13 protein-coding genes are annotated in these 13,067 nt (G+C 38.9%); 9 read left to right on the top strand and 4 right to left on the bottom strand.

From position 1 onward, the window contains the following. Nucleotides 1-621 precede the first annotated feature (621 nt). Nucleotides 622-1,134 (bottom strand): tripartite tricarboxylate transporter substrate-binding protein, encoded by a 513-nt coding sequence (locus NZ900_05840; protein ID MCS7233608.1) that lies wholly within the window; start codon nt 1,132-1,134, stop codon nt 622-624. A 107-nt stretch (nt 1,135-1,241) separates the two neighbouring features. Here NZ900_05840 and NZ900_05835 point away from each other — a divergent pair, with 107 nt between their 5' ends. The 9 genes from NZ900_05835 to NZ900_05795 all read left to right on the top strand — a co-directional run bounded on the left by NZ900_05835 (nt 1,242) and on the right by NZ900_05795 (nt 9,102). Continuing rightward, entirely contained in the window at nt 1,242-2,192 is a 951-nt protein-coding gene (locus tag NZ900_05835; GenBank protein MCS7233607.1) for a TAXI family TRAP transporter solute-binding subunit, read from the top strand. A 120-nt stretch (nt 2,193-2,312) separates the two neighbouring features. Then, nucleotides 2,313-2,795 carry a TRAP transporter large permease subunit gene (locus NZ900_05830; GenBank protein MCS7233606.1) on the top strand — a complete coding sequence of 161 codons (483 nt, stop codon included), beginning with the start codon at nt 2,313-2,315 and terminating at the stop codon, nt 2,793-2,795. A 308-nt stretch (nt 2,796-3,103) separates the two neighbouring features. Further along, on the top strand, nt 3,104-3,730 hold the full coding sequence (locus tag NZ900_05825) for a class I SAM-dependent methyltransferase (protein ID MCS7233605.1): 627 nt from the start codon (nt 3,104-3,106) through the stop codon (nt 3,728-3,730). 92 nt (nt 3,731-3,822) lie between these two features. Beyond that, the gene (locus NZ900_05820; GenBank protein ID MCS7233604.1) at nt 3,823-4,476 is read left to right on the top strand and encodes a FadR family transcriptional regulator; all 654 of its coding nucleotides are present in this window, start codon (nt 3,823-3,825) and stop codon (nt 4,474-4,476) included. 61 nt (nt 4,477-4,537) lie between these two features. Continuing rightward, nucleotides 4,538-5,647, top strand: coding sequence for a mandelate racemase/muconate lactonizing enzyme family protein (locus NZ900_05815; protein ID MCS7233603.1), 1,110 nt, complete (start codon nt 4,538-4,540; stop codon nt 5,645-5,647). Between the two features lie 19 nt (nt 5,648-5,666). Beyond that, complete coding sequence (locus tag NZ900_05810; protein MCS7233602.1) at nt 5,667-7,001, top strand: GntP family permease; 1,335 nt, start codon at nt 5,667-5,669, stop codon at nt 6,999-7,001. Between the two features lie 41 nt (nt 7,002-7,042). Further along, the gene (locus tag NZ900_05805; GenBank protein ID MCS7233601.1) at nt 7,043-7,441 is read left to right on the top strand and encodes a cupin domain-containing protein; all 399 of its coding nucleotides are present in this window, start codon (nt 7,043-7,045) and stop codon (nt 7,439-7,441) included. A gap of 233 nt (nt 7,442-7,674) precedes the next feature. Then, nucleotides 7,675-7,992: an iron-sulfur cluster assembly protein gene (locus NZ900_05800; protein ID MCS7233600.1), complete on the top strand. Its 318-nt coding sequence runs from the start codon at nt 7,675-7,677 to the stop codon at nt 7,990-7,992. A 3-nt stretch (nt 7,993-7,995) separates the two neighbouring features. Beyond that, on the top strand, nt 7,996-9,102 hold the full coding sequence (locus NZ900_05795) for a DUF362 domain-containing protein (protein MCS7233599.1): 1,107 nt from the start codon (nt 7,996-7,998) through the stop codon (nt 9,100-9,102). Here the strand turns inward: NZ900_05795 and phnD are convergent. The 3 genes from phnD to NZ900_05780 all read right to left on the bottom strand — a co-directional run bounded on the left by phnD (nt 9,089) and on the right by NZ900_05780 (nt 12,913). Continuing rightward, nucleotides 9,089-10,789 carry a phosphate/phosphite/phosphonate ABC transporter substrate-binding protein gene (gene phnD, locus NZ900_05790; protein ID MCS7233598.1) on the bottom strand — a complete coding sequence of 567 codons (1,701 nt, stop codon included), beginning with the start codon at nt 10,787-10,789 and terminating at the stop codon, nt 9,089-9,091. The genes NZ900_05795 and phnD overlap by 14 nt on opposite strands. 322 nt (nt 10,790-11,111) lie before the next feature. After that, entirely contained in the window at nt 11,112-11,342 is a 231-nt protein-coding gene (locus NZ900_05785; GenBank protein MCS7233597.1) for a hypothetical protein, read from the bottom strand. 191 nt (nt 11,343-11,533) lie between these two features. Next, nucleotides 11,534-12,913, bottom strand: a complete 1,380-nt coding sequence (locus NZ900_05780; GenBank protein ID MCS7233596.1) for a sodium:solute symporter family protein — start codon at nt 12,911-12,913, stop codon at nt 11,534-11,536. Nucleotides 12,914-13,067 lie beyond the last annotated feature (154 nt).

The raw sequence follows: 13,067 nt of genomic DNA, 5'->3' as shown, positions 1-13,067 counted from the left end.
GCTTTCTAAAAGGGAAAACACTTCTTCAATAGGAAGCTTGTAAAAGTCAGCCTGTTTTTTCATATGGCTTACCTCCTATAGATAGTTTTAATAAAGTTAATAGGAAAGCTCAGGTTTCCTTCTTACTTATATTGTTTATAATATTTGGCTGAGCTTTTGTCAAAGGGTTTATGGCAACGGGATACCACCAAGGTAGATAAAGAAAAACCAAAAAGCTGTGCCTACTAAGATTCCGAATAGTATGGATGAAATAATCGATCTTTCTCCAAAGATATATGTTGTTGAAATGATGAAACCTGTGGTACTTATCAGGTATCCGAAAGGGGTTACCGCTAAGCTGTAAAGAAATAAAGCAAGTATTGTTAGTGTAGCTGGAGATAGCTTATTCCTATTATAGGTTCATCTAAGATTACTTTGATAAGTCTTAGGCTATCATTCAAACCTAAAATTCCGATTAAAACTAAGATTAACCCTTCATTTTTGATTATATTGATTAACATTGCGATTTATTGCTTCTTTAACGATTTCAATTCATTGGCTAAATCGATGACATATTTACGATAATTTTCTGAGTTAGCAAAAGCCGGAACCGCGCCTATTTTTGCCAACTCCTCAACAACTTTAGGATCCTTGCTCATATGTTGTTGGAATGTTTGAGAAGCTCTGGAATCTATCTTTACCTGTAACGGCAATTACTTTTACTTTACCAGCGCTGTATACAGGACCTACTGATACGGAAGACACTACACCGATATCTACATGTCCGCCAGCTACAGCTATCGCCAGGTCGCTTCCGCCAGGATATGTGACCATTTTAATCTTTGAGGTATCTATTCCTTTGTTTTTCAAAGCAGCCATAAATTGTATCACAGGGGCATCTGCTCCTGCAGTACCACCTAACCAACCCCACTTTATATTTTCTGGGTTAGCTTTAATTGCTTCGGCTACATCATTTAAGGATCCCCATGCAAGATCTGTTCTAACTATGAATAACCATGGAAACTCTGCCACCTTGGCGATATAGGTTCTTTCTGCGATATCAAATGGCACATCTGTGCCCCATGCGGCAAGTATAGCGTTGCTACCATCGGCATCAGCAAGTATGGTATATCCATCTACAAAGCTTTTGAATATGACAATTGCATCCTTCTTAAAAACTATTATAATACACCATATCGCTTACTGTTAATGTTTTTTAACAAATTTTATTATTTAAAAAAATGCAGAAAGGGGGTATTTAGATGAAAAGGCTTGTGATTTTGTTTCTGATAGCTTTTGCATTGCTGAGTTTTAATGTAGTCGCTCTGGCTGCTACTAAACACATTTCTATAGGAACTGCAGGAACAGGGGGTTACTTCTATCCCTTAGGAGGGGCTATTGCAAGCATAATTAATAAATATGTTGAGGGAGTCCAGGCAACCGCTGAAGTTACGGGTGGATCAGTTGAAAATGTTGTCTTGGTTGCCAAAAACAAGGTTCAAATTGGTATGGCTAATGGTAATATACTTTATGCTGGATATCATGGACTTGAACCTTACAAGGAAGCATATAAAAACTTAAGAGGCCTATTTACGATTCAGCCAAGCGTTGTTCATGTTTTAACTCTTAAAACCACTGGTATAAAAACTGTGAGGGATTTGAAGGGTAAAAGGGTAGTTCTTGGACCAGCGGGTGGAGGCCAGATAGTGCTATTTAAAGAGATATTGAAGCAATATAACATGGCCCTTGAGGATTTAAAGCCTATTTATGTTTCTTACACCCAAGGCGTTCAAGCTCTCCTAAATGGTAATGCTGATGCTTTATTAGCTATGGCTGCTATACCCCAGAAAGCTGTTATAGAGTTAGCGGCAAGAAGCAAAGATTGGGTAATGATAAGGTTTGAGGATGATGTGATAGAGCGCGTTACTAAAGCTTCTCCTTATTTTATAAAGTTTATCATCCCTAAAAACACTTATTCTGGATTAAACGAAGATGTGGTTACTGTTGCTGCTACAACTGCTGTTTTTTGCAGAGATGATTTAGAAGAGGAAATAGCCTATAAGATATGTAAGGCTGTGTATGAAAATTTGGATATCCTTATAAAGACCATTGAATCAGCTAAGGTTATGAATGTGGAAAATGGTAAAGACGTCCCTATTCCGCTTCACCCTGGGGCTGAGAGATTCTTTAAGGAGAAAGGGGTTTTAAAATAGGCATTTATAGGGGTTCCTTCTTGAGGATGTAAGAAGGAACCCTTCGTTTTATCAAATGCTATTGGTTCTTTATCCACTTTGGATCAAAGGGTGGTCCACTGGATTGGGGTTTTTATATATATGTTTTTAATAAGTCGTAAAAAGAATAAGACCTCAGTTTTTATTGATTTAGCTTTGGTTTTCATGACGCTTTTTTCAGGAATTTACTTGATGGTCGCTTGGAGGCAGATTACCCTTATTGGGGTTGGGCAGAGGACGCCTTTGGAGATAGTTTTAGCCATTTTCGCTGTGTTAGTCAGTATAGAAGGAGCACGCCGTAGCATTGGTATGATGTTGCCAGTTACAGCTATAGCCTTTTTAATATATGTGTTTATTGGCAAATGGCTACCCGCTGTTATCGGACATAGGGGTTACAGCCTAAATAGGATCGCAACCATAATTTATTATGGAACTGAAGGGATTTTTGGGACGGCTTTAGATGTTTCTGCTAATGTGATTATCGTTTTTATAATATTTGGGTCGTTGCTTAGTGTAACTGGGGCGGGGCAGTTTTTTATAGATTTAGCCTTTTCCATTGCAGGTAGGTGGAGAGGAGAGATTTGACCTTAAGTCAGTCTTTATAAAGCAGGTTATAAGAGCAAGCAGATACTCCCTTTTTATCCTGATAGCTTTGGCGCTTTTCATGACCTTTAAGCCTACACTTACAATATGCTCCTCGATCTTGGAATGCTCGCTCTGCATTGGGACTTCCTATTTGGACATGGGTGACGATCTTAGCTTTGTTCCTTGAAACCTTATTTGTAATATTTGGGACCTATACCTGGCGAAAGAAAGAAGTTTAGATTAAAATATGGGTTAGGCAGGTTAACCTGCCTAACCCATATTTTAATCTGGGTGAGGGGGGGATATTTTTGGATAGTAAGGAATATTTTGACAGAGTAGCTATTAATTGGGATCAAATGAGGTCTAGCTTTTTTTCAGAGGCTGTTAGAGAGAAGGCTATAGCTCTTGCAGATGTTAAAGAGGGTAAGGAAGCTCTCGATGTTGGAGCTGGAACAGGATTTATAACAGAGGGATTAGTTACCAAGGGATTAAAGGTTGTAGCTATGGATCAATCGAAAGCCATGTTAGAGAAAATGAGGAGCAAGTTTTCTAATTTTGAAAAAGTGATTTATGTTATCGGCGGGGCTGAAAGCATACCTTTTCTGGATAGCTCTTTTGACTATATTTTTGCTAACATGTGCCTTCATCATGTTGAAGATCCGGCTAAAGCTATAAGAGAGATGGCCCGTGTGCTAAAACCGGGTGGAAAGCTTGTAATAACCGACTTGGATGAACATAACTTTACCTTTTTAAAAGAGGAGCATCACGATCGCTGGATGGGGTTTAAAAGGGAAGAAGTAAAGAAGTGGTTTTTAGATGCTGGGCTTAAGGGCGTTTTTGTGGAAGGTATTGGGGAAAGCTGCTGTGCTCGGTCATGCTGTAAGGGTGATTATGCAAGCGTGAGTATATTTGTGGCTTTGGGGGTTAAGTATTAGGGTATACGGGAATTAATAGGGATAGTTGGAGGTGAAGCTCTCTGTTTGAGAAGCTTGATAGGGACAAGAAGTCCGTATATGTAGCTAAACAGATAATAAACAACATTCAAGCTGGAAAGTTTAAGGTAGGTGATAAGATACCGCCAGAACAGGTCATAGCTGAAGGAATTGGTGTTAGTAGAACGGCGGTAAGGGAGGCTTTAGTTGCTTTAGAAATGGCTGGAGTTTTAGAAAGGAAAGCGGGAGATGGTACTTACGTAACAGGATATCTTCCCATCTCCTTTAGTAGGGCTCTTGAGATACTTCAAGAGGATGAAAATACCATAGATATAATTGAGGCTAGGAAAGCTTTGGAGCCTGGTATCGCAGAGCTTGTATGTGAGAGGATTTCTGAAGACGAAATCAAGACCCTTGAGTCTTTCGTGAATAAGATGAATGAGGCAGGTAAGATAGGTGATGTTGATTCCTTTATAGAAGCTGATTATTTCTTTCATAGTTATTTGGCTAAATTTACTAAGAACTCTATACTTGAGAGTACGTTGGAGGGATTTTTGTTCTTGATGAGAAAGCATTTATGGAGATATATTAAGGAAAAGTGTATTAAGGAGAAAGATAGAAGCTGGACTGAGTCTGTTGATACTCATCGGGTTATAGTTAATGCCTTGAGGACGAAAAATAAAGAGAAGGCAAAAGAAGCAATGCTAAAGCATTTTGAGGAGATTTTTAAACTTATAGAGGATAGGTAGTTTGTTTTTTTGTTTTGCTAAATATCATACATATTATATATTATTATAGGGGGTGATAGATGTGAGGATAACTGAGGTTAAATTCATTCCTCTTAAATGTAAATTGCCTAAACCTATTAAATTTTCATTGGGTGTTTTGACTCATAGAAACTTTGCGTTGGTTAAAGTTGAGACTGATGCAGGAATATCGGGTTGGGGTGAGGCTTTCGTTAACTTTCCTTCTTGGGCGATTTATGAGAGAAAGGCTACCATAGAGTATGGTCTTAAACCTCTTTTGATTGGCGAAAACCCTCTTGATCCGGAGGGATTAACCCATAGAGTTATGTCAAGGCTTTATAGATTAGGTCTTCAGTGGGGGGCTCGCGGTTGTATATACCAGGCTATAAGTGCCATTAACATAGCGCTATGGGATATAAAGGGTAAAGTAGAGGATAAGCCTCTCTATAAGCTTCTCGGAGGGAAAAAGGATAAAGTTCTACTTTATGCGATAGGTATGGATATGTCTGATTTGGAGAGCTCTTTAACTATGTGTTTAAAACTTGGTTTTAAGGCTTTGAAGATAAGGGTAGGTTTTGACAAAGAAGAGGATGTTATTCTTGTAAAGAAGGCGAGATCTATCGTTGGTAAGGATGTTAAGGTTTACGTGGATGCTAATCAAGGTTGGGAAAGCGAGGAGGCTTATGAAATGGTGCTTAGGGTGGAAGAAGCTGGAGCTGACTGGATAGAAGAGCCTACGCTCTGTGAAGACCTGAAAACCATGTCGGAAATAGCTGAAAGATTAACCATCCCCCTTGCTGCTGGAGAAAACTATTTCGGTATTAGCGACTTTAGGAAAGCCCTTGACCTTAAAGCTATAGATATTGGTATGCCTGATATAACGAGAGTGGGAAGTATAGGTGAAATGAGAAAGGTATGCGATCTGCTGAAAGAAAGAGGGCTTCCTTATTCACCTCACTTTTATGGTAGCGATGTGGGTTTTGCAGCTACCCTTCACTTTGCTTGTGCAGTTCCTAACCGCTTAGAGGTGCCAAGGGATGTCTCTTTAACACCCTTAAGGGAGGAGGTGCTGAGAACCCCGTTGGAGATAGTTGATGGTTATGCTATCCCGCCTGATGGACCAGGCTTAGGGATAGATGTAAATGAAGAAGCCTTGAATAAATATGCATTTTAATAGGAGGAGGTGTTAATTTATGCTTGTGTTTCATTTAGTTGTTGCTATAGCGATAGCTCTGATACTTATAATACGCTATAGATGGTCTCCAGTCTTTGGTTTGATCTTGGGAGCTTTGTACTTTGGAATAGCTTCGGGTCAAGGTGCTTTAAAAACCGCTTCTACAATAGCTTCTGGATTTGGTACCACAATGACGGGAATAGGCTTAGTTGTAGGTTTCGGTGTGATTATAGGACAGCTTTTGGCTGACTCTGGTGCTGTTGAGAGTATAGTTAGATCCTTACTGAGGGTTTTCTCTCCTAAGAGGACACCTGAAGCGCTTTGTTCCGCTTCGCTGATAGTATCTACGCCTGTATTTTTTGACGTCGGCTTTATAATCTTAGCTCCTATAGCAAGAAGGATCGCTAAAGTTACTAGTGGAAGCGTGCCTCTTCTTTTATCTTCGCTTATCATCGGTTTAGGAACGGCTCATATGCTTATTCCACCTACCCCTGGGCCTTTGGTTGTGGCTGATACCTTGAAGGTTCCTTTAGGAAAGATGATCTTGGGAGGCTTTTTAGTTGGAGCACCTGGAGCTTTCTTGGCTCTCTACATCTATAAGTTTATAACTCAGGTTAAGGGTTTCTGGAATACCTCTGAAGATGAAGATGTTTTCTTTAAGGATGTTTCTTACGAAGAGACAACGAAGGGTAAACTTCCCTCTCTTGCTCTTTCTCTTCTTCCTATAGTTACACCTATAGTTTTGATTCTTTTAGCTTCTTTGGTAAGGGTTATAGCTGGAAAGGAACCAGGTCCTTTTGGTAGCTTCCTTCTTTTCATAGGTGATAGGAACATAGCTATGCTTTTAGGTGCGATGTGTGCCCTCTATGTGGGTTATACCACCATGGACAGAGAGAGTTTATCTAAGTCTGTAGATAAGGCTCTTGCAAGCGCTGGAATAGTTTTACTTATAACTGGCGCAGGTGGATCTCTTGGGGCCGTTTTAGGTGGAAGTAATATAGGAAAGGTTTTAGCAGAAGCTATGAAAGTTTATCAGATACCTATTCTGTTTTTAGCATGGATAATAGCTTCTGTTATAAAGATAGCTCAAGGTTCAGGAACTGTTGCTATAATAACCACTGCCAATCTTATGGCTCCTTTGATATCTCAGCTCAATGTACCTGGCTTGTGGCTAGCATTGGCTATTGGTTCTGGAGCTCTTTTGGGATGTCATATAAACGATAGCGGTTTTTGGGTTGTTGCTAAGGTCTCAGGGCTAACTACTAAAGGTGGTTTTAAGACCTATACTTTGGCCACTGCTATTAATGCGGTTACAACCCTTGTTATGATATTGGTATTTATGGCTATATTTTAATAGAGATAAGAACATAAGGAGGTGTACAAACATTGCATAAGGTGGTCATAAAAAAGAGCGAGTTTATAGGAGGAGCTCCCATGGAAAAGAAAAAGGGAGTAAGGGACTGGAAGGTAATATATCCTGAGACTGGATTTCCTACAAAATCGCTAATAGTTGGGATAGTGGAGATTCCGCCAGGTGCTCATAGCCCTCTTCATCGTCATAATTGTGAGGAAATATATTACGTTCTTCAAGGTAAAGGGGAAGTTGAGGTAGAGGGACAGAGGTTTCCTTTCGAGGCTGGTGATGCCGTTTATAATAAAGAGAATACATGTCACAGGGTATTTAATACAGGCGATGAGGATTTAAGGCTTTTGGTTGTAGCAGGAATAATGTTTGTTGGCTTGCTACCTCAGTGGCCTACATCGTGCCCTTATGAGATCTTTGAGGAGGATTAAGTACAGCTATTAATCTTTGATTTCGAAGGGCTCTCAAGTTTTAAGCTTGAGAGCCCTTTTATATTTATAAAGCTTAGGAATGGTCACATCTATATCAGGAGTGCGATTAAAGATCCCTTTGATTATAGAACTAAAAGCTAATTTGATGGTCTTTCTTTGCGAGAATCCGCTACCGTATTATATTATTTAGTGCTATAATTATATAAATCTTTTGATTCAGAGGTGAGCTTGAAGTGAAAAGAGAGCTTAATGAAATTGAAAAGAGTGTTTTGGAGGAGCTTAAGAAGGTTAAGGATCCCGAGACCGAAAGCGATATCGTTTCCCTTGGTTTAGTTTATGGTATGACGATTAAGGAAAGCTATGCTGAAATATGGGTCAGTTTAGCTCGGAGGCTTAGTGTATGTCCCTTCTGTAAAGCCTTGGGTTGGACCATAGTAGATAAGATCACAAGGGACATCGTTAGTAAATTAGAGGGTATGGGATTTAAGAGAATTAAGGTGGTTGAGGCCATTAATCCAAGTATAGCCTATTATGGAGGAGAGGAGGAGTAATAAATAATGGCTTCAAAGGTATATTTTATGGACCTTAGAGCTTCTTCTCGGGAGAATCTTCTGGATAAGTTTGAACGTCTTCTTAGAACGGCCCACATAGGTCATTTGAGTCTCTCCGAAAGATTTGTGGCCATAAAGATGCATTTCGGAGAGCTCGGAAACTTGGCCTATGTGAGGCATAACTTTGTTGGTAGGCTCGTTAAGATTTTGGGAGATTTAGGTGCCAAACCCTTTTTGACAGATACGAATACACTTTATAGGGGAAGCAGGTCTAACGCGGTAAGTCATCTTGAAGCTGCTTTCAAGAATGGGTTTAATCCGTTAACGGTTGGGTGTCATGTTTTAATAGCCGATGGATTAAGGGGCTTTGATTGTAGAAAGGTAGAGATAAACTTAAAACACTTTTCTTATGCGTTGATAGCTTCTGCTATAGCGGAATCTGATGTGATTATTTCCTTAAATCACTTTAAAGGACATGAGTTAACCGGTTTTGGAGGCGCAATTAAAAATGTTGGAATGGGTTGTGCTTCCAGGGAAGGCAAGCTTAAGATGCACTCTAACTCTAAGCCCAGGATCTCAAAGAATGATTGTGTTTCTTGTGGAGCGTGCATTAGAAACTGTAATTATAGCGCTATAAGCTTTGATGAGAATAGGAAGGCTTACATAAATTACGAAATATGCGTTGGATGTGGTCAGTGTATAGTTGTTTGTCCTTCAGAGGCGATAGATATAGATTGGGATATGAGCTTGGAAGCGTGTGAGCGTATAGTGGAGTATGCCTATGCGGTTTTGAAGAATAAGCCAGCCTTTCACATAAACTTCATTACTAATGTTTCTCCATTTTGTGACTGCTGGAATTATAACGATGCTTCTATAGTTCCTGATATAGGTGTTTTAGCCTCTTTTGATCCTGTTGCTATAGATAAGGCTTCAGTTGATCTTGTAAATCAGGCTTTGCCAAATCCCTTTGGTCCTCTTTCCGAAAAAGACATGCGTAAAGGGGAGGATAAGTTTACCTTGATTCATCCTAAAACTAACTGGAAGGTCATGCTTGACTATGCTGAGGAGATAGGTTTAGGAAACCAAGCATACGAGCTTATAAAGATATAGTTTTTTTAACCCTTCTTATGATGTCATAGCGCTCATCTCTTGCTTCAACAAAACCTTGAATTCCCTTGGCTTGTTTAAATGAAAGAAGCGCCTCCTTGAATTTTTCTATGAAGTTATGTGGTAGGCGATTAAGTAAGACTATTGCGTCTTTAGGTATATCTTTAACGGTGTTTATTATAACTACATCACTTATGTCTACTCCCTGTTCTTTAGCTCTTTCTAGTGCTTCATTGTAAGTGGCACCTGCATCTATTTCTCCTTGAAGAACAGCCTTTATAACATTATCGTGACTTCCCAGGAAGAGGGTTTCTTTGAAGTCCTTATCAGGGTTTATTCCCTCTTGAAGTAGAGCATATTTTGAAAATAGATAACCTGAAGCGCTTTTGGGATCTACAAATCCGAAGCGCTTTCCTTTAAGGTCTTTAAGGCTTTTTATATTGGACTTTTTGGAGGTAATAATATATCCATCGTAGCTTGCTCTTCCGTTAACTATGGGAGTCGCTATAGGAACTATATTATCCAAAGTCTCCTTTGCTTCAACATATGCGAATGGGGAAAACCAACCTCCATCAACTATCTCTTCTTTTAAGGCTTGAGTCAAAGCATCGTAACTGTGAACGATAACCATTCTTGATGTATAACCTGCTTTTTCGCAAGCCCACTTTATTATGGGGTAGTACATCTCTCTTATAGTTTTAGGATTTGTGAAAGGATTGACTCCAAAAATTATCTCCTGTTCGGATCTTAAGGTGGATGCTTGCCTTTGTATATCGAAAAGGGTTTTGTTGAGAGAGGATATCATTTTTAAAACCTCTTGGTTTTTGCTTTCTTGGGTCTTTACGGTATTTCCCACCTCCCTTGATAGCTCTCTTACATTCTTAGATGTATCAAAAATTTCCCTTGAAGATTCCTCTATTTTGTTTGTTACTTTAAGAACTTCATCAGATATGCTATTTATCGTTGTTGTTACTTGAAAAACGTTTTCGAATCCTGAGGCCGTTTGGGATATAAAACCCATAAACGCCTTAAACGATTCTTTAAGTTTCGAAAACTCTTCAAAGGATTTATTAGTTATTTCAAAAGATTCCTTTATCGTGTTCACGATATTTTTGATCGTTTTTTCTATTTCAGAGTTAGCCTCTCTTGTTTTTTCTGAGAGTTTTCTTATCTCTTGTGATACAACCGCAAAGCCTTTCCCTTTTTCACCGGCCTTTACGGCTTCTATAGAGGCGTTGAGAGAAAGCAGGTTTATCTGTTTAGCAAGCAGGTTTAAAGTTTTTATTATTTCTGCTACGGCTCCTGATTGATTTATAAGATTTTCATTAGTTTCTACAACCTTTTTGAAGATTTTTTCTTGTTCTTCTAAAGCGTTCCGCGCCATAGCTATAGAGATGCTTAAGTTTCTACAGGTGTTTTCAAGTGTTTCTGTAATGTTTTTCGCTCGTAGAGTTTCTTCCCTTAGTTTGTTGGATATTTTTACAAGTTCATTCACTATCTCCATTATTATTGAGGCATTGTCAAAGCTCTTAATATTAAGCTTTTCTACGTTAGAGAAACTTTCAGCTATGTTTTCAAAAACCTTTATATTTTCGTTTAAAAGCCAAGTTAATTGGAAAATCTCGAAGAACATGTTTTCGATACTTTCTAAGAGTTTTGATGCGTTTCCTGTTTTTTGTTCTTTTTTCAAACCTGGTCACCTCCTATAAAGTAAAAGGAGAGCCACTCTTCACTCTAAGAATGGCTCTCCCTTTCTCTGCCGCTCTTTAGCTTTTATCTTAAGTTTAAACGGTCTCTTCTATCAAGTCAATAGATTTAAAGCTTTTTAAGTAAGGTGCGGAATTTAAGCTGTTAAAGTAATAGAGGCTCCTCGTTAGAATCTAATGGCCTTTCTGAGGAATTATCTTATTAAAAATTGTGATAGCTAATATCACTGGGATGACAAATGAAGTATGATTATCCTTAGCACTGTGACTTATCCTCCAGTGCTTTGTTCTTCAGTTGTGTTGTTATCATCTAACAAGGTTTGCAAGGGGTTGTCCTTTTGCTTCAAACAGAGCTCTTTTTATAAGATGTGATGGAGAAATAGCTCCGTGCTTATACTTTTCAAGGTCATGGAAGGTCAAGGTCCTAAATAAGGAGAGGAATATAAAAGAGGTTTCCTTAGGTAATATAGCTTGTGATAATCTAATGGATGTTTGGAGAGATAAATACTCTGAAATGTTTTTAAGATTAACTTTCAATTATCTTCCTTCTTGTTTCGAGTGCCCCTTTAAGGAAGGTTGTGATTTTACTTTAAGTAACCAAAGCGATTGCTGGGGGAACTTACCTAATTGCGCTCACTGTCCCTATTTGCATAGGCTATCGTTGTGTCCACTCTAAATAAATGGTATAAATTAAGGGGCTGGAAGAAAACCTCCAGCCCCTTTTGTTTTTAAGCCTTTTTCGTTACCGCTGATACTAGTATAAATAATACTAATGATACTAAAGCTGAGTATATTTCAGCAGGTGCTCCAAAGACTTCTGTTCCTGTTAATATGCCGTAGAGCGCTACTATTGCTCCACCAACAAGAGATGTAATCGCTCCTGCCTTTGTTGCTCCACTCCATAAGATTCCTCCTATTACAGGTATGAATACTCCTGCTGTGTACATAGTGTAGGAGTATATAAGTGCGTCTATTATTCCTGGGACGATAAGAGCTATTATAAGTGATAAAATGCCGACTATGAAGGTAAAGATCCTTGATAAGGTTAAGAGCTTCCTCTCTTCTTTTAACTCATCTGCCTTGAAAGTTTCGATCCAGAGGTCTTTAATTATATGGGATGTGGCAGCGGTAAGAAGGGAATCCGCTGTGGACATTATGGCCGCAAGTATAGCCGATAGAACTATTCCTCCTAGGATAGGATGCATAAGGTTTTGTAAGACCCATGGTACAGACATTCTTCCCAGATCTTCACTTGATAACGCTTTAGCTCCCATTCCTATTATCGTTGGGAAAAAGCTTATTATAACTAATATTATTCCACCAAGAAGAGCTGCGTTCTTAGCTGTTTTTGGGTCTTTTGTAGCAAATAGTCTCTGGTAAAAGTCCTGACCTATAAGGGTATACATTACTGTAGGAAGGAGTAACCACATTATGCTAGCCGTTCCCATTCCCCAGAAGCTGAAGTAGCTTGCGGCAACTCCTTTTGAAGTTAAAGCGGATGTTAATCCAGTAAAGCCTCCAACCTTAACAAGAACTACAAAAGCTCCTATTATTACCCCTATAGCTGCTAAGATGAGCTGAAATAGATCGGTTAGCGTAACGGCCCATAGTCCTCCAGTGGTAGTGTAAATTATAAATACTAAGGTTGCTATTATGGCGCCGGTATTCCCCTTTAATCCTACTATGCTTAAAGCGTTTCTTGCAGCTAAGACTTGAGCTGCAAGAATACCTATAAGGGCTATAAGTGAAAGTAATGCCCCTAAGACTCTTATTGTTTTTCCGCCGTATCTTTGTTCAAGATAATCAGGCACAGTATAAAGAGCAAGGGTTCTAAATCTTTCTGCCGTTAAAATTAAGAACAGCAAGCCAATTCCGCAAGATACTCCATACCATGCGCCAGAGATACCATATTTAAAGCCATATTCTCCTCCACCCATTACAGCTCCACCGCCAAAGTGCGTCGCTGCTAAAGTGGCAGCACCAAGTAATACGCCAAGCCTTCTACCAGCAAGTAGGAAGTCGGTCATACCTTTTATGTAATATTTGCTTGCCCACCATCCTATAAGTAGCATAGCGATCATGTAAATGATAATGATAGGTAAAATCATATCCTTCCCTCCTTTCTGAAATTACTTCAAGGATAATTTAAATTAATGAGTTTTAAAAGTCAATGATTTTCTGATGCGGTTGGCATCTTGCTTAAAATAATTTTTATTTCTTTTCTGCCTTTTGTAAATCTATTGACTTTAATTTTATTTTTGA

The sequence above is a fragment of the Synergistota bacterium genome, from assembly GCA_025060595.1.
GTDB lineage: Bacteria > Synergistota > GBS-1 > GBS-1 > GBS-1 > 42-11.
The sequence above is the reverse complement of the archived record's forward strand: the minus strand, read 5'-3'. Positions and strand labels throughout refer to the sequence as shown.